Source organism: Sulfurisphaera ohwakuensis, assembly GCF_009729055.1.
Taxonomy (GTDB): Archaea; Thermoproteota; Thermoprotei_A; order Sulfolobales; family Sulfolobaceae; genus Sulfurisphaera; species Sulfurisphaera ohwakuensis.
In genome coordinates this window covers 2,541,834-2,562,295 of sequence record NZ_CP045484.1, presented here as the reverse complement: position 1 = coordinate 2,562,295, position 20,462 = coordinate 2,541,834, and the positions used below count along the sequence as shown (strand labels likewise).

Below are 20,462 nucleotides of genomic sequence, written 5' to 3'. Positions count from 1 at the left end.
TTAAGTAATGAAGTATTAACATTTTTAGAAAGAGTAAAAGGAATTCCTCAAACTCCTAATTTACGCCTAGGCGAATCAGAAAGATGGAGGGTAGTTATTCACTTTAGATCTTGTGCGAAAATAAGATACATAATAGCTAAAAGGAGCAGCGAGTTAATTTTAGTAACAATACACCCAGATCCAGATACTCAAACTATATAGAAATGTGATGTTAAAATAAAAATCTCTAACTTAAATAATATGATATGCTATAATTTCTATTCCTTCTTCAAATATCTTCTTTACTTCCTTATCTTCAATATAAACTTAGAATATCTTTATTTTCATAGTAGTTGTTCTACTTTTTCTCGGTAATACAAAGTTCATGGTACTATCGATAAAGTTTTTAATTGGGCGCTTGGTTGATTGAAAACTGTGAAGTCCGAGAAGGAGCTGAACGTTACAAGGAGTAAGTTCATTAAGTCCTTCAATTACCTGATTGGAATACTGAAGATGAACGGATTGAGCAGAAACGTATCATTTTAGCACTCATGGCCTTGATAAGAGGCAAGCATTAGAAACACATCCATCACGTTCGGGTTAAACTACCCCACGTCAGAGATCTCCCTCCAGGTTCTTACTTGGCTGACTTGATCCTAGGAGATAGGGTTATTACTATAAAGTTGTTAATACTGGAATATAAAGCTAATAGGCTAAACTTATACACTACTGCTCTTACTCTAAACGATGAGGAGATAGATGCAACTTGGAAGGTTAGGTGGGAGATAGAGAAGTTACACAGGGATGTAAAGACTTTGGGTATGCAAGATTCCTCTTTCCTAAAGAGGCTTCAAGGCTACTTGCTCCTCTTCATGATGGTTGTTAACACAGTCAGAGATTTGATCAACTCCCTTAACTTGAAGAGCGTGGAAGCTTCTCCGGTTCGTTGAAATTCGTTTATGGGGTTGCTCTAGGTTTGATGAAAACTTTTAAGTTACGTTAAAGTAGAATAACTGCTATCCTTATTTAAATCCTCATTTTTGCTTTAACATGGAGATTTTTAGTTAAACTAAAATTCAAGAGAAAGACTTATAAACATGAATTTAGGAATTTGATATGATAAATATGGCTCTAACTATTACTGATACTGCAATATTACTTATTGTAGTAATTTTACTCTTTTTCGGAGCTTCAAAGTTACCAGAAGTCTTTAGATCATTAGGAAGAGCTACCGGCGAATTTAAGAAGGGACAACTTGAGGCGGAGTTGGAATTAGCTCAAATGCAACAGCAATTATCTCAACAAAACAAGAGTGATGAGTTAGTCAAAAAGATTGAAGAATTACAAAAACAAATCGAAGAATTAAAGAAACAGCAACAACTACAAAGTAAATAATTTTTTGTTTATCTAATTTTTCTAATAATATATTGATTGATTGAAATTACAAGATATGTTTATATGTACTTTTAAAAAGTACCATAAATGATAGAAGAAATTATCATCTATTTAAAGAAAAGAAAACAACTTACCTAATGAAATTGTACACATAATTAGACTTCTTTAAATATTCCCACATCTCCTTCTTCATTAAACTTCACATAGAATTTATATTCTTTTTCTCCTAACTTAGCTATGCAAGTTCTTCCAGTGTAATAATTACCATTAATTATTAATTCGTCTATTTTACTCCATCCAGTCCTTTTCTTAACCTCGTTAACCATGTTCTTAAATTCTAATGCACAGAAATCACAACAAAAGAACAATCTGTCACCATCAATCTCTTCATAATACTCTCCCCAAGTAGCTCCGCATAATGCACATCCGGTTTCTTTACTTCCAGCCTCTTTTCCATTTACTATTATCTTCATCTTGTGATCACCCTCATAAGTTGTGGTTCTAACTCAATTCCCCTTTCCAATCTAGCAAACAAATACTTGGAGAAAGCATCAAATGATTTTAACACATTTATTTGGATCTCTTCTTCTATTCCTTTAGCGTATTTTTCAACTAAGTGTAAAGCCTCTCCAGCATGTGAAACATCAGCTTCATAACCCTCTCTCAAAAAATCCTTAACTGCTTGAGAGTATTCGTCAGACGTTAATATTTGTGGATCGAAATAGTGTAGTTTTGCACCATAATTTCTCAAACTACGATCTGCAACTAACTCTAAACTATGCATACAAGCCATAGTAATTAACCAATGTTTTTCCTCAGCAATTCTTCTCCAAGTATTAATAGCAAATTGTGTATCTGGTAACGGTTGCGTATTAAGTATTTTCTCTCTTGACATTCCAAGTGATTCTCCCATTCTTAATAGAAGCTCATAATGAGAAGGTCTTCCTTTATATCCTATAAATTCAACAGCTATATTTTCCAACTCATATTCAACTACTTCATCTTTGTCAGTTTTAAACACGATAGAAGAAAGTACCTTAACCCAATTCTTTAAGAAATGTTGATGTTCTATGACATATCCTAAAAGAACACCTCTGGTAGGTTTTTGCATTGCCAATATGAAAGGATGAGGGTTCTCACCATAGAATTTTTCTATGAATCTTTTTCTTATCCACATTCCTAAACCTTCTGGAGTTGAGAAATAGTCTTCTAATTTCTTTGCTAACTCTTCTTTGCTAAGTCTCTTTATACTTAAGTTCCTATTAAGCCACATAACATGAGACTTATCACTCCTCTTATTAGCCATGAGATCTATATGTTCTGCAACATCATACCAATTGTTAAATTTAATTTCACATGAAGGACAAATTGGCATAAATTATTATCCATTTTTATGTTAATAAATATGGTTTCAAAAAACTATTAAGTTGAGAGGAAAATTCTTCCATCCCTCTTCTCGTTAAACAATTCTTCTAAGGCTTCTTTACCTTCTTCGAGTTTGTAAATTTTGTGAGTCTTTACTTTGCAATCTTTGCATAATTCAAGTAGTTCAACGAAATCCTTCCTATTTCCCCTATTAACTCCCAATATTGAAATATGCTTAGAATAAAGTTCAGATAGATTTAAACTAACCTCTGCACCTAAAAGGGTCCCGAAAGTTACTATTCTTCCTTTCACACCAACAACAGAAAATCCCTTATTCCATAACTTACCTCCTAAGGAATCAATTACAACATCAGCCATTTTTCCGTTAGTGAATTCTTTCACCTTCTCTTCAACTTCATCATATCCGACAACTAGATCTGCACCAAAATCCTTTAACCAGCTTTTCCTACTTACAGCAATAACTTTAGCACCAAATTTCTTACCTAACTGCACTGCAAACATTCCAGTATTTCCGGATGCACCAAAAACTACTAAAACTTCTCCAGGCTTTAAATTAGCCTCTTTTAATGCATGATAAGCAGTTAAAGCTGAAACAGTCATGCTACTTCCTAACTCCCACGAAAATTCATTAGGCAATTTAAATACATACTTTTCCTCAACTGAAATGTACTCACTCCAACCACCATTAGCATCTACTCCTATTCTTCCACCACTTCTACATAAAGTCTCATAACCTATCATACACATATCGCAAGTACCGTCGAATATTCTACCGTAGATTGTAACTCTATCACCGGGTTTAACTTTAGTTACATTATCACCTACTTTTTCAACTTCTCCAGCAAACTCTACACCCGGTATATGAGGAAGTGGTTTTACATTAAGCCTTGTTACAGTATAGTAATCTACTGGATTTACTCCAGCATATCTTACTCTAATTAGAACTTCGTTTGGACCAATTTTTGGATCTTCATAATCCGTGTATTTAAGGTTTTCGATTCCGCTTTTATCAAAAACTAATGCCTTCACAAATTTGTTTTAGTTCGAACAATAAAATGTTTAACTGAAGAGTAATCTACGCTTTACCCAAATAACCCTATATTCATGATAGGGAGTTTCTTGTGAAACTTCACTTATTACATCTTCAATTTCTTCTCTAGGTATTTTTCTTTCGCATTTCAAATGTACTTCAGCGTATTCTTCATTAAAGTTAGGGATAATTTGGATATCAATTACTCCCTTTAATGTTGATAGAGCTTTATACACTTTTCTGACGCAATTCTCACAATATATACCAGATACTTTAAAGCTAATTTCTTGCATAATACTACTATCTCAAGAATAATTATAAACTTTCTTTTTTATATTTTATAAATCAATTTTTATGTCATTAGGAGAAATTAAATTTTTTAAACAACTGTTAAGAGGTTCTGATAGATACACTGATTCTTCTATTACGAATCTCTTCTTTTATTCTCGTAGCTAATATAGAAACTAAAACAGTTGTCCCCATAGATACTAAAAATGAGTATTCAAAAGCTAGTCTTGAAGGAATAAAAGCAAACATCGGTATGTTATTTATATAACCTTCAAACAGTGGTGTTTTAAAAGTATCTTCTAACGATCCAACTACTATTGGTCCTAAAGTATTTCCCATTAATCTCATTGCAGTATTAGTACCAGTTAAGGTACTCATTCTTTCTCTATCTGAAGAAGCTATAAGTAAAGTTACTCTAGTCACATTCATTCCAGAAATAAAAAACAAAATTAAAGCCAAGAAACCCATGAGTTCTATTATTGAAACTTTAATAGAAATAATATACGAAAGGAGAAGAAGAAGGAGAGACGAGACAGAAGAGGACAGTAATATTACTTTTTTATAACCAACTTTTGGTACTAAACTTCCAAAAAATGGTCCGGCAACTAGCATTATTAATGCAATAGGTGCCATAGTTTCCCCTGTCTGTAGAATATCCATTCCATAACCAACTGGACTAGGAAGTTCAAAAATGAATACTAGGGATTGAAACGTGAGGAATAAACCGAAACCTGTTATAAATGATGAGATGAGCGGAACTGCAATGTTAGGATTCTTGAAATCCTGAGGATTTATCACGGGATTATCAGTTTTGCTTATATGTAACGAGAAGATGTAAAAAAGAAGGAAAGAAATTGCAAGTGATGTAAAAAATTGTGAAGATAGCCAGCCCCATGTAGGTGCTTCAGTTAGTCCAACACCTAAGACTAAGAAGGATAGGGAGAGAAGAAGTATTCCTAAAGTATCTAGTTCTTTACTCACAATTTTACTTTCAGAAGAAGGTAATATTGCATAAGTTATAATGATTGATAAAATTAATAAGGGAATTGCTGTTTCATATGCAAATTCCCATGAGAAATACTGTGAGATATAACTCCCAATTGGGATCGCTATTGCAGCACCTACTGCAAAAGTTGATGCAATAATTCCTTGAGCTATTGGTAATTCTCTGTCTGGTATTCTTTCTCGTAATATGGTATAAGCTATTGGGTTTATGCTTAAACCTATTCCTTGTATGCTTCTTGAAAGAATAAGGATAGGATAATTGGGTGAGATCGCAGTTAGAAATACACTAAGCGTGTACGCAATAAGAATAAAGACTAAGACTTTCTTCCTTCCGTAATTATCAGCTAATTTTCCGAGAAAAGGAGCAAGCGCCATTCCTGCTAATGTCTCTGAAGATAATATCCATGAGGCTTCTGATGATGTTATTGAAAACTGGTTCTCTATCTCTGGTAAAGAAGGCAAAATCACCATTTCCACATACATTGTCATTATAGTTATAAATGCAAGAATTGGGACATATTTTAAAAAAGTCCTCTCCATTAAAGATATATCTACATTAAACTACTAAACCTTTACCCTTCATGAAGAGAAATAATATTAATATTATCTATAAATATAAGTAGAAAATTAAACAGTAACATAAATATTAACCGCAATATTCTCGCATATATTTATCCTTTTATCGTTAATATCTAAAAACTATGTATTCATTATAATAATTTTTTAGATATTTATTAAACACATTGTAACAAAGCTTATTATATCTATTTTCGTCATTTAAAATATGGTATCCTTGATTATATTGTCTGTTCTTGCGAGTATAATGGTAATGGCAATAATTGCTACACTAATTTTTGCTATAAATGGAAGAAGTTATACCAGAGTATTCTTCGTATACTTCATTTTAGGTATGATGATGCTCATGTTAGTTGGTGCTGTACTTTATCTGCTTTCTCCATCTCAAGAATCATTGGAAATAGCATTTGGAATTAACATGATTTACATGATTATCGTTCTAGCATATTATTTTATGATCGCGGAAGATATCTCAAATAGAGTAATTAACAACTTAAAACTTCATTCAGTAGCATTAGGCATATTAGTCGTTATAAATGAGATCCTTATGGGTACTACTTTTACATTAGCACAATACGGAAGAGGACTTTTTACTACAGTTTTATCTTCAGTTTATTATTCTGTGAATAGTTTATGGTTTTTCTATCCAATGATGGTTGAAATGTTAGGTCTTTATCTTTATCATTTTATTAGGGGTGACATATTCAAAAATCTATTCGCGCTAATAGGCGTAGCTACTTTTCCTCCAACTATATTCAGTTTTTACGAATGGGTTTACACGAGTATAGGATTTTCCGTTATTTTCTCTATAATAGGAATTTTAAACTCTGATAAAACTTGGAAGATAATTTATGGCTTATTAGCATTAACTACACTACTAGTTTTTATTTCTCCATATCCTTATGATGCGATGATAATAATTTCCATGATTTTCTATTATTCTAAAACAATAACTTTAGGAGCTAAAACAATATCATAAATTACAATAACTATTTTCTTTATTTACCTTTTTAATTATGCAAAAGATTATCTAAATAGTAGATAATATCTTTAGAATTGATTATAAGGTATAGTTTAGTTATTAAGAATTGAAAGAGTATATTCAATTTTAGTTTTACGCCATGTCGTAAAGATATGAATTGTTTTACGCCAAGTCGTAATTTTATAAAATGAATTTCATAAAATTATAGTGAGCTGTATTCCACCTACAGCATAACCATGATTTTATTTATTAGAAATTTTAAAAATTATTCCTAAAAATTGCAATGTTTACATTAAGCTGTAAACTTATTAAATTTTTATGTATCTGCTAACTTCAGATATTTTAAAGTCTTGAAACCAAGAAAAACTAGTAATGTGTGGTGGTTAATCTTTTATAACATATTGATATAATGGTTTATGGGTGTTTTTGGTTGATTAGTGTTGGTTTTTATTATAGGGTTAAGAGGGGTTTTGAGAATGAGTTTGAGAGGAAGTTTGGTGAAGTTGCTTCTTTTTTGTCTAATTTTAAGGGTTTTAGGGGTGCTAGGCTTTATAGGAGTGTTGATGATCCTTCTGAGTATTTGATTTATAGTGAGTGGGAGGATTTGGAGTCTTATAAGAATTTTATCAACAGTACTGCTTATAGGGAGACTGTTGAGTATGGTAGGAGTATTATTGAGGGTAGACCAACACACAAAATATTCCAACAAGTAAACACATAAAAAATTAGTCTGTAATAGATTTCTCTACCCAGATCATATCTTTTATTAATTCTTTAACTTGCATCAAGTAATAATTACTATTTTCATCAGATATTATTATATGCCTAAGATTGTGCTGTAGCATTATACCTACTGCTTTATTTATTTTATCATTAATAGAAAGTATAGGTACTTCCCTAGGCTTTATCTTCTCGTCTTCCTTGCTCTTATTACCTATCATTTTGATAGCATCTCTAATAGTGAAGATACCTATTTTTTCTCCTTGTACAATAAGTGCTTTAACTTTTTCTCTATTCATTATTTGTAACGCATCTATGAGAATAGTATTTTCATCAACTACTATGTGTTTAAAATCTTTTACTACATCTCTTATAGATTCTGTACCCTTAAATGGCAATAATTTAGTATTTATTATATCCGTTACACTAATACCCCTTAAACAGTCCCTTATAGATAACATTCCAATAATCTCTCCCTTGACAGATATTACTGGAAGATGCCCTATATCTTTCTCTAACATTATCTTTATGGCATCAAATACTGTCTCTTTCTCCGTTACAGTTATAGCAGGATTTTCAAAATTAGATATATCATCCTTTCTATTTAGATAAAGTTTCACTACGTCACTCTCTGTGATAATGTTAAGTTTTTCTTCTCTGTAGAATGGTAAAGAAGCTATACTAAAATTACTCATTATCTTAGCTACTTCGTATATTCTCTCGTTTCCGTTACACATAATTACTGGTTTATTCATATACCTTGTTACCCTACTTACCGTTATCTTTGCTCTTTTACTGACTTCCGTAGGATCGGATATTACTATTATGCATGAATATGGGCAAACCCTTTCACATGCGCCACAGCCCGTACAGTCCCAGGGTCTTACTACTTTAGCTATTCTATCAACTTCATCCACCTCTATACATTTTGCTAATGCGCATGCTTTTTCACACATAAAACAACCAACACATCTATCAGCATCAATTATAACTATAGGTTCCACAATCTCACCTCAGAATGGTGGTTGTGCTTGTAATGGGTTATAAATTAGATTTCCTAAGTACTTATTGTAGAACGGCAGAGATGGTGAAGCTGGACTACACATCCAATATGTTATTAAAATGAACGAAATTCCTAACACTAATATTGGAACGTAATAGTATTTCCTTGGAATTTCGTCAACTTCTGATAATGTCTTAGAAGCCCTTAAAGATAAGTAAATGCCAAATACGTTTACAGCTTCCATGACTAACATTACCCACCATTCAGCAGTTGCTTCAGTAGGATTACTTCCTAATATTTGAAGTATATGTCCCCAGAATGTTGAATATATCTGAGAATTATGCATTCCAACCCCAACTGGATTTGTAATTTCGTTAAGAATCAATAACGCTCCTCCAAGTAATTTTGGCAAATTCCTCGTCAGAATAGTTGCTGCAAATAATGGTATTAGTGAGTAAGATATCGATGTGAAAGCTAACCTATATTTCTTAGTAAGCTTAGCAATTGGGATAACTACTAGGAATGGTACTGAATTTAGAAACGCGTAATCAAGGGGGTTTGGATAACCAGAAGTACTCCAACCATATTTACTTAGTCCGGGTCCGAGAGATTGAGCAATATTTATCCATCCTGTAACAGTATTTAGCCAAGAATCTATCATAGAGTATAATGGTAATGCATTAAAGAATTGAAAGAATACGACTCCTAAAAGTATTAATACGGACACTGCTATATCGTATCTTTTCCTAGTAGTAAATAATCCATCTAACCATGGAAACCTCTTTATGGGCCAATCTATATTTCCGTGTGGACAAGCTTTATAACAATCACTAGCTAATCCACAGAATGGCGAGGAAGAAACGCTTACTGGTGATGCAAACCATGGGCATCCATGAGTCTTATCATTTCCCTTCATACAATCCTTGGTAGTACATTTCTTACAAACATTAGGATCTTTTGCGGTAAAAGTTCCTAATGGAGATATCATTGTATTTATCGCCAAAGGTGCGCTTAATGGACAAATAGTTCTACAGAATGTTCTGTCTTGAAAGAGAAGAGCTATAGCTAATTCTAATATTGCAATATAAATTAAAACTACTGAAGTCAATAGCGGAACCCCAGGTCCACCAATTCCATAAAATTCTTCAACCCATGTTAAAACAGAAAAGCCTATTGCAGAATATAATATTGTTGAATATTTTATAGGCCACCTTAACTTTAAACCTAACTTATTCTTTATATATTTCCAAGGATGTCTTCTTTGCACCCACTCTGCTTGACCACTAAATGGGCAAGTTTGGCACCATACTCTGCCATTTGCAATCCATGTCAGTAGCCAAAGTAGTGGAAACCAAAAGAACCAGCTAATGTCTGGAGCAAAATTAATTAAACTTAATCCTACCTCGTTAAGTTTTTGATTACCTAGAAGTCCAGCTATCATAACTACATAAAATATAAGGAATGATGGCAAAATTATTAGGAAGTGTGCCCAATTCTTTTTAAATAATTTAGAGATTAAAGTGGAGGAAAACATAGACTGTTTGTGTTCGCATCTTGTTTGTATGACTCTCTTTCTTGGTGATTCCACATAAATCCATTCATTATTTGGTTTTTTATGGATTTTATCAATAATTAAATTAGTTAGTAATACTGTGATAAAAGTCGTGAAAAATAATAAATTAAATTCTACTAAAAAGATATTCTTTATCAGTGTACCTAACCAAAGTAGAATTCCTGAAACTATTGAGGCTAATAAAAAACCTAGATTTAATTTCGAATTAAAATCTGTAATTTTTATTTCCTTATGCTTAAAGCTGACTGCTTCCATATTTTCACCCATTTTTGCACACAAGTATACACATTTATAGTCAAAGTATTTATCATAAATACTCCTTTAAAAATTTTTTGGTAAAAATTGCATTTAAATATAATTACACGTTAAACTATAATTATAATCATAAAAAGAATTATGAGAAAATTTTTCTAACAATTATAAAGTATAAAAAGTATGAGCACTGCATTGAAATTTTAGAAATGTTTTTCCCTTTCAATTTTAGTTTTACGCCATGTCGTAAAGATATGAATTGTTTTACGCCAAGTCGTAATTTTATAAAATGAATTTTATAAATATAGGTTTGTTGATTATGACCGCTTTATAACTTTCTAAGAATTAATAACGTCGAAATAAATAAGTTCTAATTAAAGAATAAAGTAAGAAACTTGATTAATATATTTAACTATAAGACGAGAGATAAAAAGGATTTTATCTTATTGTTACCGATATTGTAGTTCCATCACTTAATGCTATTACATAACTTCCAGAAGATAAACCAGAAGTAGATATTAGAACCTCTTCGTAACCTATGTATATCTCGTAACTTCTTTGAAAACCCTTAACAACACTCCCATTAGGCAGAGGTACAGGAACTTGGACATAATATACTGGAACTTCAGAGAAAGTTGAGTTGGATATTGAGGTTATTTGTAAGTTTTGGACGTCCACATTATCTATATAAAGCATAATTCCAGTAATATTCTCCTTTTTAACTGTCCCATTAGCTGGATTGTATATATAAACTGTGAAAGTGCCGTAAGTATAATTATAATTATTTGATTGAGAAGAGATAATACTAAAAGCAAAACTTCGATCAAAAATAAAGAATGAGAAAAGCACTGCGACTATGCTAATAATGACAAGAAAAATTATTACCTTTTTATTGATTATCATTTAACCACCAATTTTTACTTACCACGTTCACGCGTAAATAAACTTCCTGCTAAGATTAAAACTAAGCCTATTAAAGCAAGAAATTCTCCAGCGTAATCTATTCCGCCTGGTACGTAATAAAACGCTGCTGGATTTGGCTTAAGTAGGCTGAAGGAATACATAACCTCTAATCCTATCGATATCGCTGTTATTACACCACCAGCTAATATTAGCCCCCACATTTTTACATTCATATCAGATCGAATTATATTTTATCAATTGCACATATAAACTTTACTATATTTCTTAGCAATATTTAATAATTATAAAATTTATAAAAAGTGTAGAAGCGTCATATTGCATAAGAATAAAAACGTGTAAAAATCTTAGTGTACGTTACTGTCACAGTGTTTTAATTCTGGTAAGGTGCTTACAAATTCTCTTAACTTTTCGACATCTATTTGTTTTAATCTCCTTCTTACTGTACTAGCTGATGGCACATCAATTTTTTGATTTCTAAGTTCTCTTACAGCTTTCTCTATTGATTGATTATCAATTAGAGCTTTAAGTACAACCAAAAGGATTTCCTTTTTGCCATAGAATGATTGTCTAGCGAAAGATGGAAATAAATTCATTAATTTATCAGAATAATTAGCTATAATTTCCTCCAATTTAGATATTTTATTCTCATTCATTTCAATTTCATTGTAACTACTAAACCCTGATTTATAAGCTTTTCTTTATTTTCAATTATTTGAGAGAAATTATTTCTTAAAAAGATAGGAGTAAGTGAATTCCGAATTCAGACAATTTATAGGTATTTACTTTTTAAAAAATCTTTTATGTATAAAAAATTCCATAAATCAAAAATAATAAAAAATTAAGGGTTGCCCTACTTTTATTAAATTTTGTGAAAATAAAAATCTTAGAAAAAGATACTTATAAATAGCATGTATTAATAGAATATCTAGTAGGAGGAGTTATGGCGTCAGTGGAGGAACTAAAAAGGCAAGATATGGAAAGGCTTGCTGAATGGGCAATGGAATACAGAAGAGTACAAGAAAGAGAGGCAAAAAGGAACGTATTTCTGAAAGTGTGGTATACAGAAGATTATAAATTCTTATCACTAAAACTAGCAATAGCCGCAACAGTCTGGTTCTTCATAGGCGGAGCTTTCGCATTATTCTTAAGGTCACAAGCCGGGTTAGCATCAACTGGAATTCCAATGGTAGTCTCACCATCCTATTATTTCCAAGCTATGACCAACCACGTAATGGACATGATATTTGGAATGGCTTTCACATTTGTATTCGCATTAGCTTTCTACATGATACCAACATTAAATGGGACTAGACTCATAAAATGGCCTAAAATTGCTAATGCTGGTTTCTGGTTAAATAATTTTGCCTTATTAATGATGAATTTCGGAGGAGTGCAAAATCAATATATGTTCACATTCTTAAATCCATTAAAAGCTTCTCCCACATGGTATATTGGTTATGGTTTAATGATAGTGGCAGAATGGATGGAGATTGCTTCTGTTATAGGAACATCGTTTGTCGGTAGAATTAAAGGTAAACTAGTACCTACAGCTATAGGTTTTATAGTAATGGATATGATAATGATGGCCTTAGCTAATGTATCTGTGTTTATTGCTGATATGTGGTCGTTATTTTCTCCTATAGGAGGGTTAGGTATAAACTTCTTCGGTGTTCCTAATGCAGAAGTATGGAAGGGATTATTCTGGTTTGCAGACCATCCATTAGTTTACTTCGTTCCATATACTTTAAGCGGTGCGACAATAGCGTTATTACCATTATATGCCAGAAGACCCATATACAGCTATAGATTTACGAGATGGCTAATTCCAGTTCTATTTGTTTTAGGATCTAGCGTTTATGTACATCATTTAGGAGACGATCCATGGCCATTGGTATTAAGAGATATTTTCGCTCAAACTACAACAGCATTAATTGCAATACCATTCGCTGCCTTTTGGTTATTATTCTTTATAACATTAGGTGATCCGAGAAAACTAAAATGGGATACTGGGTTAGCCTTCTTATATGCTGCTGCAGTATGGAACATAATTGGTGGTATACAAGCAGAGCCCACTAACCCAGTTCAAGCTGTCGATCCTACAATCCACAATACTGCTTGGATTTTCTCGCACTTCCATATTATGTTAGCATTGTACTCTGTAGGAGGAGTTTTTGGTGCCGTTTATGCAGCCGGGCCATATATGTTTGGTAGAAAATGGTATAGTGAAAAATTATCATGGTTACATTTCTGGGGATGGCAAGCAGGTATGGGATTATTCGTTACAGCTTCTGCTATTGGCGGTTTCTATGGATTAATAAGAAGAGAAGTAGCCTGGGCCGCATTTTATGAACCTTATTACCAGTTATTAATGATTGGAGGATGGGTTGCAGGCTTCTCCTTAATAGTATTCACGTTTAACTTAGTGTTAACACTATTATACGGAGAGAAAATTAAAGAAACTGATATACCAATGTGGGCTGTGTTATCAATAGCCATGGAAAGATATGGATTAAGAAGAGAAGGATACAAAGAAGAAGAGTTACCAGTTGCTTTACCAGCTGATGGTATGATTAGAGTTGAAGAATTTGTTAGAGCAACAGAAAGGGCTTCTTCTTCAAGTAGTGGCGTACAAGCTAGCGGTACTCAAGCTAAGGGAGAAGGATTTACAAAGGTAACAGAAAGTAAAGCAGACACAGACTTAAAAATTAATAAGTAAATTCTTTTTTTATTAAAATTTTTATAAAAAATACTTTTTGTGTATATTAACATTTAAACTGATTTCTAATTCTAATTGTGTATTGTATTAAGCAATGTTGTAAAAGAAAACTTTAAAAACCATTATGCTTATTTTTATTTAGAAGGGATATATATGAAACGAGCTACCGTTATAGCCCTATTCTTAGTTCTGGTAACTGTAGCTGTAATTTCGTTAGAAGTACAATACGACTCATATGACTATATAGGATATAATCCAAATAACAATGCTGGTGTAGGAGTAGTTCATGCTTCTTTTGCAAACGCTCTGGGATCATATAAAGGACCTTATGTCATAATATATGTTACTGGTCAACAATGGCACTGGGATTTCTATCCTCACGATAAGATATACACTAATCTAACAGTTGTTCCAGTAGATGAACCAGTAGTTTTTGTTATACATAGCATTGATGTATTCCACGAGTTCTTCGTGCAGAGTGCTACAAGTAATTTCACTTTATTCAATTTTGGTGCTGAAGCAGTTCCAGGCTACTATTCATATATCGTGTTAGTATTTCCACAGCCCGGTTTATATCATGTAGCTTGTGCCGAATATTGTGGTACTGCGGCGGTAGGATTAGGTCATTCCTGGTTAGTAGGAACAATAGTAGCTACAGCAAACTATACTTATGCTTTAGAGTTAACTGGAGGAGTAGCACCACAAGGAGTTTGGGCTCCATATAGTGTAAGTGGTGTTGGGGTAGGTGGTTATTAATGGCAGGAAAAGCTCCTACTAAAAACTTCCTCTATATAGGGATAATATTGGCTATAATAGGTGTTATATTAATGGGAGTAGGAACAACAACAGTTACTTATCAACACGAAGTTTTTACCGTCAACGGAATGACACTTGGTTCTCCGGCAACGACTCTAAATTATTTTTGGAATTTTGTGGGTTTAGCGATATTTCTATTCGGAATTGGTTCCATAATTTCGCATTTTGAGTTAAATAGAAAAGGGGTGAAAGGATAAATGGCTAATGGATACGTGTCACTAATCGTTCTAGGTCTAATAGTTTTTTTAGTTATAGTTGGAGTAGCATATGGTGTAGATTATATGTTGAATTCTGCGGAAGTAGCTAGTGATACTATTACGGCGTATTATGTACCTAATGCCACAATTAATTTAGGAACTCCTGGTCAAGAGCCATTCTGGCAGTCAATTCCATGGACCGCAGTTCCCTTAGTTCCTACTGTGCCAGTTCCCGATGGAATTTCTGGCCATACTCAAACTGTTTATGTGAGAGCAGCCTGGACATATGTTGATGGTGTACCATATATAATAATTGATATGAAGGCACCAGTTGTAGGACAAGAATCATGGTTAGCATGTCCAGAAAGGACTCCTCAGGGTCAAATATGGGCACCTTTCCCAATTCCAGAACCTAAAGGATGGTGGGTTGTTAATGTATCATATAAAGCCTCAGATCAAGGTGTAGCATCAGTTTATACACTACCTACTTCAGAACAAATAGGATATCCACCTAATCAGGCACTTACTAACCCAATAACAATATACGTATACAATGTTAGCGGAAAGTTGTACGGGCAAATAGTAGGTGCGGTTAATCCTCAAGGGGTACCTTTAAACAATGGACAGCCGATTAACATAACTTCTATAGACTTGATTGTTAATGGTAGTATAAATGTTACGTCATTTGAACAATTCTTAAAGCTGGGACTAAATGGTACTACATGGTTCCAAGATGCTTATAATTTATTTTATCCAGAGGATACTGCAGGTTATGTTTCACTATTCTATAACAGTACCTATATGTACCCAGAGAGATTTGCTATTATGTGGTTATTAGGTGGTGTTCCAAGTGATTGGACACAAATAGCTTATACACCTCACATGATGCCTGGCACTTCAGGTGCATTATCAGCAGGTCAAGCAGAAATATGGTTCTTTAATGATAATCCAAGAGGCAATAACACCCAAGATTCTGGTTATCCTGGTCCTACATTCTTTAGTAGAACCTCTCCACCACCATATATACATTGGCCATCATATAAAGACCCATTAAATCTTGGTTACTTACCTAATCAAGGCCTAATAGCTGATATATACGTAAATGGATCATCAATATATTATATTGGTGGAAATTATCAATCATCATTCCCACCAATTGATAATCCTCATATAAACCCATGGGAAGTTTGGAATGGATTAGCAAATAAGTCATTACTCTGGGACCCATCTGTTGTTGCTACTGGATTTCAGTTCTATAATACGCCAACTGGTCCATGGATGATTGTAGAATTTGCGAGGACATTTAGTACTGTAGGTGTATCTAACGGTCAAGGAGAATCTCATTATCAAGTGCAGTTACAGCCTGGGCATACTTATTGGGTAGCTTTCGCAGTATTCCAAGGTGGTGCTGGTGAGTCTGTTGACTTTAAGTCAATATCGTTCTGGTGGAGGATTTATATACAGCCATCTGATCCTCAACAATCAGTTTTACCATTGTTTATTATAACTAACTCAATCCTATCTCCTATTGTAGCTGTGGCTATAATAAATAGAAATTCCATGATGAGTGAACTAAATAGAATTTCCATGAGTTTACCAAAGTTTATTAAATCTATGCTACTACTTATTCTGCTAGTTAGTTTACCAATCTTTAATGGAATTTATGCAGTTATAGACTCAATAAGGAGGCTTTCAATATGAGTAATGTAATAAAAAAGAATTTAAAATATTTTCTTTTAAGTTATATTATTTTTTCATTCTTTGAACTTTTATTTAATAGAGAATTTTTAATGGGAGTTTTACCATTAGGTTACGCTGGCATTAACTTATCAACATCGTTGCCTTTTCTCATTATGTTCTATATAGGTGCGTTTTCGTTCGGAATGATATTTATATTACAATTTGTAATTCTTTTCCTTTCAGCTTATTTTAGTAATCTTAATAAACTTACTAAAGGTTTTTTATGGTCAATACTTTATTTGACAATACTTTTTGATTTAATTCATATTGCTTTAGGTGTGAATTATACTGGCTTTAACTTACCGATAATTTCTTCATTAGCTTATACTGTTATGATATTGGTAGCTTCAATATTAGTTATTATGCAGGCAAATAGGGTTTATGATAAAATAATCATGTTTCTCTTACTAGTTCCAGATATTGATGCCTATTTAGTGTTAATAGGGAGCTGGCTAACAGAATTGAGTAAGTCCTCAACTTTTAATATTATTAATATTATTTCTGGTGAATCATTAGCTTATTTAGTATTAATTTCTGGCGTTGTATTCATAGGATATACTATGTGGAATAGGATTAGTTGGAAATATATTATTCCTGGAATTGTAGTCGGTCTTCCAGTATTCATTATAGCATGGTTTAATTTAATTCCGGGAGTTGCTATGGCTATAGGTTTTACTTTTCCATACGTACTAGGCATGCTAGGAGTAAGAAATTGGATGCCACCATTATTCTTCCTTATAGCTGTTTTAGCCTTATTTTCGGCTATAGGTTTATATAAGAAAAATCAGCAAGTATCATTAACAGCTTTAGCCTTATTTGGAGGTGCGTTAATTTTTGATACAGTAACCACTACAACGTATATGTTAATTCCGTTAATTGCAACTTTAATAGGTGGTTTAATCAAGGAAAAAATTAAAGTTTGATTTTTTCTTTGTTTCTTCATATTAGGTAAACTTTATAAACATCTTTTTTATATTTTTAATTATGGCTGGTGTTAATTTATCAAGGAGAGTCTTAGGAGCTGTATTAGCTGGATTAGGAATAGCAGGATGGGTTCTAACAATAATAATGGTTTTTTCATTACCATATAGCCTCTATGCAGATGATGCATTAGTAGCAGCTGTTGTAGCCTCTGGCGTGGTTACAGTAGTTGGAGGACTATTAATGGGGTTATGGAATTGACCCCAGAAGAAAAAAGGTATCTTATTTTTGGCTTAATTTTAATTATTGTCTCAATAAATCCACTATCCTTAATAATAGCTAATCAACTAGAAATAGCTAGATTTTCTTTTGACATGTTATTAGTATGGGGAGCTGGATTAATAGGAATATATTTAGCAAAATTAATGTATGCTAAAGGCGATGAAATAAGTAAAAGCATATTGTCTTTAAACTACAAAACAAAAGGAGTACTATATAGTTGGGGAATAGGTGGTGCGTTACTTACTCTGTGGTATCTTCCTAACTTTTTTGACCTAAGCGTGATTTCAACAGAGTATAGGACTCTCCAGATATTGTCATTTATTATAGCGGGCATTTTTGGTGGTATTGGCTGGGAGGCTTTAGGAAAAGCAATGAGAAGCTTTACGCTTTTCTCTATGTTTAGTATGATGGCTGCTGTTGCTGAAATATTCTTGGAAATGGCTGGTTACTATTCTGTTAACTATTATCCAGTATATCCTACCTATCAGCTTGTTCAAACTTCATACATGTTATTTGTAATGGCAGCTGTACCATCGACTTACTACATGGTAAAAGTACTTAAAGATTTGGGCTTATTTTAAGTTAATTTGTTTTTTTCTCAATAAATTTTAGGAAAGTTTATATATTTAGGAGAATAATGTTTTTATGAGTGATCTTAATGGCACTCTATGAAAGCGAAGCGATGCTATGGATTGTGAGCTATATACTAATGGGGCTAATTTACCCGATATGGTATATTTCATTAATTGTATTTGCTGAGAAGGATAAACAAGTAGATCCAATAGAGGTTGCTAAACAGGAGAGTCCATACAGTTGAGTGGGTTGTATGGATATACTTGAGGTTCTTGGATTAAGAAGATATAAAATAATTTTTTCTTCGATTTTTATTCTTTATTTTTTTGCATATCAACTTCTAACTAGGCTTATCATTATTACTCAGATCTCTTTCCCACCTGGAGTATACTTTGTAGTTAGTACTTCTACACCAGTACCACCATCGCAAATGCCATTTCCACTCTGGGGACCCTTTATTTCGATAACAACTCCTTATTTTACTTGGGCTATGACGCCTCTTTCTATAGGAATATCGTTATTTCTATCTTTATTAGTTGCACTTAACGTAACTCTTTACCTTACATTATATATGACAATGAGATTGAAAGCAACATCTCAAATTCTTTCATCATTAGGACTTATAGCTACAGCTCTTTCATGCAGTTGTGAGTTATTTACTGGTTTAATTGGTAGTGTAGCAGCCAATATACCGTTTCTTGTATCCATTACTTTTATGACAACTCTTTTTGAAACCTTAGTTATTTTAGCCTTGTCCTTGTTACTTATCTCTACATTTGTGCTATATAATGAATTAAACGGGAAAAGATTACTCAAAGGTATTAGTAATGGTGTAAAAGGTTTTATTCCAGTAATAATATTCATGGTAATCTCTGTTATATTACCTTCAAATCCTTCATTCTCCTTAGCTAAATTTATTTTAAGTGAAGCATCGGGAGGAGCTTTTGGATTAGCATTACAGAAGAAATGGAAATACGGATTTCTGTTATCAGTGATATTAAATATACTTATTTTCTCTCTTTACCCAGATATATATACGAGTGAACTTCTTTATATCTTACCCTTCATAAGTGGGGTTGTAGGGGCAATAGGTTATACTACTTTAAAACCATGGGCCAGATTAGGAATACTTCATGTAATTGCTTGGTCTTTGATTATGCCCGGGCCTATATCATTAATTTTAGGTTATCCTATACCATTTTTTAATTTATTTCCATCTCAATCGCTTTTACTCTGGATTACTACATGGATAATTGGAACCCCATTAGCTTGGTATGCTGGTATTTATTATCTACAATACCTTAGAGATACTATGGCTACTAAACAAGTTGAGATAAGGATAAGTTTACCAAGAAGTAGAGAGAGCGGTATAACTTGGATAGTAATAGGTGGATTTATGATTGCAGTACAAGTGACATATTTTCTGACTCATGTTCCTTACTATGTTGATTATAACGGTTACGATTTGATATTTTTATCAGTTATGACTGGAGTATCAACTTTACTAATAACGATTGGAAGTATAACGTTAGGTTATGGAATAGCAAAGCTAATTAATACATTCTTTCATCTTCCTAGACCGAAGAATTGGTTTAAATGGAGTATACCTTTTGCAATAGCTTATGTTTTTCTTGCTGGGGTAATCCACGTTGGAGTTTATGGATATCCCTACCCGCCAATATTATTAGGCCTATTCGGTATACCTATGTTTGCACCAGTAATTACAATTTACGTTCCTCACATTATTGGTGCTGTAATTTATCCTTTACAAATTTTACAGTTAATAGCATCTTCAATGCTTGCCGGTGCTATTGCGTCTTACACTTTCGAAAATAGAGTAGGCAAAAAGGGTCTTTTAGGAACTATAATTGGTTCTGTAGCTGTTTGCCCAGCTTGTACTCTATCTTCTTTTTCAGCATATTCAGTAAGTATATTAGCATCAGCTTTAGCCTCTACCTATGTATCTAACTTTGTGAATAGTTTACAAGGTCAGTTAATTCTTTCATTCTCATCAGAAGCTATTCTCCTAGCTTTGTTAATATATACTGGAATGAAAGCTAGAAGGAGACTATCTGTACCCAAAGAATTGAGAATTACAAGGTGA

The 20,462-nt window shown here is 32.9% G+C and carries 22 protein-coding genes and 1 pseudogene; 13 read left to right on the top strand and 10 right to left on the bottom strand.

Annotated elements, in window-relative coordinates:
- Positions 1 to 587: 587 nt before the first annotated feature.
- Both D1869_RS14035 and D1869_RS14030 read left to right on the top strand, forming a co-directional pair.
- Positions 588 to 982: pseudogene (locus D1869_RS14035) on the top strand (IS701 family transposase); the annotation flags it as partial.
- Positions 983 to 1,095: 113 nt separating this feature from the next.
- Entirely contained in the window at positions 1,096 to 1,374 is a 279-nt protein-coding gene (locus D1869_RS14030) for a twin-arginine translocase TatA/TatE family subunit (RefSeq protein ID WP_156015677.1), read from the top strand.
- A 155-nt stretch (positions 1,375 to 1,529) separates the two neighbouring features.
- Here D1869_RS14030 and D1869_RS14025 read toward each other — a convergent pair whose 3' ends face one another.
- The 5 genes from D1869_RS14025 to D1869_RS14005 form a co-directional block, all read right to left on the bottom strand.
- Positions 1,530 to 1,847 (bottom strand): TA0938 family protein, encoded by a 318-nt coding sequence (locus tag D1869_RS14025; RefSeq protein ID WP_156015676.1) that lies wholly within the window; start codon positions 1,845 to 1,847, stop codon positions 1,530 to 1,532.
- Positions 1,844 to 2,749: a thiaminase II/PqqC family protein gene (locus D1869_RS14020; protein WP_156015675.1), complete on the bottom strand. Its 906-nt coding sequence runs from the start codon at positions 2,747 to 2,749 to the stop codon at positions 1,844 to 1,846. The genes D1869_RS14025 and D1869_RS14020 overlap by 4 nt, the downstream gene beginning before the upstream one ends.
- A 47-nt stretch (positions 2,750 to 2,796) precedes the next feature.
- The gene (locus tag D1869_RS14015; protein WP_156015674.1) at positions 2,797 to 3,789 is read right to left on the bottom strand and encodes an alcohol dehydrogenase catalytic domain-containing protein; all 993 of its coding nucleotides are present in this window, start codon (positions 3,787 to 3,789) and stop codon (positions 2,797 to 2,799) included.
- A 30-nt stretch (positions 3,790 to 3,819) separates the two neighbouring features.
- Positions 3,820 to 4,083 carry a heavy-metal-associated domain-containing protein gene (locus tag D1869_RS14010; RefSeq protein WP_156015673.1) on the bottom strand — a complete coding sequence of 88 codons (264 nt, stop codon included), beginning with the start codon at positions 4,081 to 4,083 and terminating at the stop codon, positions 3,820 to 3,822.
- 97 nt (positions 4,084 to 4,180) lie between these two features.
- Positions 4,181 to 5,623, bottom strand: a complete 1,443-nt coding sequence (locus tag D1869_RS14005; protein WP_156015672.1) for an MFS transporter — start codon at positions 5,621 to 5,623, stop codon at positions 4,181 to 4,183.
- Positions 5,624 to 5,867: 244 nt separating this feature from the next.
- Here D1869_RS14005 and D1869_RS14000 point away from each other — a divergent pair, with 244 nt between their 5' ends.
- Together D1869_RS14000 and D1869_RS13995 are read left to right on the top strand one after the other, a co-directional pair.
- On the top strand, positions 5,868 to 6,638 hold the full coding sequence (locus D1869_RS14000; RefSeq protein ID WP_156015671.1) for a hypothetical protein: 771 nt from the start codon (positions 5,868 to 5,870) through the stop codon (positions 6,636 to 6,638).
- A 433-nt stretch (positions 6,639 to 7,071) separates the two neighbouring features.
- Positions 7,072 to 7,362, top strand: coding sequence for an antibiotic biosynthesis monooxygenase family protein (locus D1869_RS13995; protein WP_156015670.1), 291 nt, complete (start codon positions 7,072 to 7,074; stop codon positions 7,360 to 7,362).
- A gap of 4 nt (positions 7,363 to 7,366) precedes the next feature.
- Here D1869_RS13995 and D1869_RS13990 read toward each other — a convergent pair whose 3' ends face one another.
- From D1869_RS13990 to D1869_RS13970, 5 genes are all read right to left on the bottom strand, one after another.
- Positions 7,367 to 8,365, bottom strand: a complete 999-nt coding sequence (locus D1869_RS13990; protein ID WP_156015669.1) for a CBS domain-containing protein — start codon at positions 8,363 to 8,365, stop codon at positions 7,367 to 7,369.
- Positions 8,366 to 8,374: 9 nt separating this feature from the next.
- Positions 8,375 to 10,192 carry a hypothetical protein gene (locus D1869_RS13985; protein WP_156015668.1) on the bottom strand — a complete coding sequence of 606 codons (1,818 nt, stop codon included), beginning with the start codon at positions 10,190 to 10,192 and terminating at the stop codon, positions 8,375 to 8,377.
- A 435-nt stretch (positions 10,193 to 10,627) separates the two neighbouring features.
- A complete protein-coding gene (locus D1869_RS13980; RefSeq protein WP_156015667.1) occupies positions 10,628 to 11,092 on the bottom strand; it encodes a hypothetical protein in 465 nt (154 codons plus the stop codon).
- Between the two features lie 14 nt (positions 11,093 to 11,106).
- Positions 11,107 to 11,313, bottom strand: coding sequence for a hypothetical protein (locus D1869_RS13975; RefSeq protein ID WP_231113642.1), 207 nt, complete (start codon positions 11,311 to 11,313; stop codon positions 11,107 to 11,109).
- A gap of 144 nt (positions 11,314 to 11,457) precedes the next feature.
- Positions 11,458 to 11,766 (bottom strand): hypothetical protein, encoded by a 309-nt coding sequence (locus D1869_RS13970; RefSeq protein WP_156015665.1) that lies wholly within the window; start codon positions 11,764 to 11,766, stop codon positions 11,458 to 11,460.
- 287 nt (positions 11,767 to 12,053) lie between these two features.
- On the opposite strand from D1869_RS13970, the gene D1869_RS13965 reads away from it, so the two are divergent.
- From D1869_RS13965 to D1869_RS13930, 9 genes are all read left to right on the top strand, one after another.
- Positions 12,054 to 13,829, top strand: a complete 1,776-nt coding sequence (locus D1869_RS13965) for a cbb3-type cytochrome c oxidase subunit I (RefSeq protein ID WP_156015664.1) — start codon at positions 12,054 to 12,056, stop codon at positions 13,827 to 13,829.
- A gap of 153 nt (positions 13,830 to 13,982) precedes the next feature.
- Complete coding sequence (locus tag D1869_RS13960; RefSeq protein ID WP_156015663.1) at positions 13,983 to 14,585, top strand: cupredoxin domain-containing protein; 603 nt, start codon at positions 13,983 to 13,985, stop codon at positions 14,583 to 14,585.
- Positions 14,585 to 14,842 (top strand): hypothetical protein, encoded by a 258-nt coding sequence (locus tag D1869_RS13955; protein ID WP_156015662.1) that lies wholly within the window; start codon positions 14,585 to 14,587, stop codon positions 14,840 to 14,842. Before D1869_RS13960 ends, D1869_RS13955 begins: the two co-directional genes overlap by 1 nt.
- Positions 14,843 to 16,543: a DOMON domain-containing protein gene (locus D1869_RS13950; RefSeq protein ID WP_231113641.1), complete on the top strand. Its 1,701-nt coding sequence runs from the start codon at positions 14,843 to 14,845 to the stop codon at positions 16,541 to 16,543. It abuts the gene before it with no gap.
- The gene (locus tag D1869_RS13945; RefSeq protein WP_156015661.1) at positions 16,540 to 17,505 is read left to right on the top strand and encodes a hypothetical protein; all 966 of its coding nucleotides are present in this window, start codon (positions 16,540 to 16,542) and stop codon (positions 17,503 to 17,505) included. The genes D1869_RS13950 and D1869_RS13945 overlap by 4 nt, the downstream gene beginning before the upstream one ends.
- 61 nt (positions 17,506 to 17,566) lie before the next feature.
- On the top strand, positions 17,567 to 17,764 hold the full coding sequence (locus D1869_RS13940; protein ID WP_156015660.1) for a SepZ protein: 198 nt from the start codon (positions 17,567 to 17,569) through the stop codon (positions 17,762 to 17,764).
- A complete protein-coding gene (locus D1869_RS13935) occupies positions 17,755 to 18,366 on the top strand; it encodes a DUF1404 family protein (RefSeq protein ID WP_156015659.1) in 612 nt (203 codons plus the stop codon). The genes D1869_RS13940 and D1869_RS13935 overlap by 10 nt, the downstream gene beginning before the upstream one ends.
- A 113-nt stretch (positions 18,367 to 18,479) precedes the next feature.
- Entirely contained in the window at positions 18,480 to 18,602 is a 123-nt protein-coding gene (locus D1869_RS15730; RefSeq protein ID WP_269203971.1) for a hypothetical protein, read from the top strand.
- Positions 18,603 to 18,611: 9 nt separating this feature from the next.
- Positions 18,612 to 20,462, top strand: a complete 1,851-nt coding sequence (locus D1869_RS13930; protein WP_156015658.1) for a hypothetical protein — start codon at positions 18,612 to 18,614, stop codon at positions 20,460 to 20,462.

What these genes read in the sequence shown, in the direction of transcription:
- D1869_RS14030 (WP_156015677.1), top strand. Translation starts at nt 1,096, where the DNA reads ATGATAAATATGGCTCTAACTATTACTGATACTGCAATATTACTTATT.
- D1869_RS14025 (WP_156015676.1), bottom strand. Translation starts at nt 1,847, where the DNA reads ATGAAGATAATAGTAAATGGAAAAGAGGCTGGAAGTAAAGAAACCGGA.
- D1869_RS14020 (WP_156015675.1), bottom strand. Translation starts at nt 2,749, where the DNA reads ATGCCAATTTGTCCTTCATGTGAAATTAAATTTAACAATTGGTATGAT.
- D1869_RS14010 (WP_156015673.1), bottom strand. Translation starts at nt 4,083, where the DNA reads ATGCAAGAAATTAGCTTTAAAGTATCTGGTATATATTGTGAGAATTGC.
- D1869_RS14005 (WP_156015672.1), bottom strand. Translation starts at nt 5,623, where the DNA reads ATGGAGAGGACTTTTTTAAAATATGTCCCAATTCTTGCATTTATAACT.
- D1869_RS14000 (WP_156015671.1), top strand. Translation starts at nt 5,868, where the DNA reads ATGGTATCCTTGATTATATTGTCTGTTCTTGCGAGTATAATGGTAATG.
- D1869_RS13985 (WP_156015668.1), bottom strand. Translation starts at nt 10,192, where the DNA reads ATGGAAGCAGTCAGCTTTAAGCATAAGGAAATAAAAATTACAGATTTT.
- D1869_RS13980 (WP_156015667.1), bottom strand. Translation starts at nt 11,092, where the DNA reads ATGATAATCAATAAAAAGGTAATAATTTTTCTTGTCATTATTAGCATA.
- D1869_RS13975 (WP_231113642.1), bottom strand. Translation starts at nt 11,313, where the DNA reads ATGTGGGGGCTAATATTAGCTGGTGGTGTAATAACAGCGATATCGATA.
- D1869_RS13970 (WP_156015665.1), bottom strand. Translation starts at nt 11,766, where the DNA reads ATGAATGAGAATAAAATATCTAAATTGGAGGAAATTATAGCTAATTAT.
- D1869_RS13965 (WP_156015664.1), top strand. Translation starts at nt 12,054, where the DNA reads ATGGCGTCAGTGGAGGAACTAAAAAGGCAAGATATGGAAAGGCTTGCT.
- D1869_RS13960 (WP_156015663.1), top strand. Translation starts at nt 13,983, where the DNA reads ATGAAACGAGCTACCGTTATAGCCCTATTCTTAGTTCTGGTAACTGTA.
- D1869_RS13955 (WP_156015662.1), top strand. Translation starts at nt 14,585, where the DNA reads ATGGCAGGAAAAGCTCCTACTAAAAACTTCCTCTATATAGGGATAATA.
- D1869_RS13950 (WP_231113641.1), top strand. Translation starts at nt 14,843, where the DNA reads ATGGCTAATGGATACGTGTCACTAATCGTTCTAGGTCTAATAGTTTTT.
- D1869_RS13945 (WP_156015661.1), top strand. Translation starts at nt 16,540, where the DNA reads ATGAGTAATGTAATAAAAAAGAATTTAAAATATTTTCTTTTAAGTTAT.
- D1869_RS13940 (WP_156015660.1), top strand. Translation starts at nt 17,567, where the DNA reads ATGGCTGGTGTTAATTTATCAAGGAGAGTCTTAGGAGCTGTATTAGCT.
- D1869_RS13935 (WP_156015659.1), top strand. Translation starts at nt 17,755, where the DNA reads ATGGAATTGACCCCAGAAGAAAAAAGGTATCTTATTTTTGGCTTAATT.
- D1869_RS13930 (WP_156015658.1), top strand. Translation starts at nt 18,612, where the DNA reads ATGGATATACTTGAGGTTCTTGGATTAAGAAGATATAAAATAATTTTT.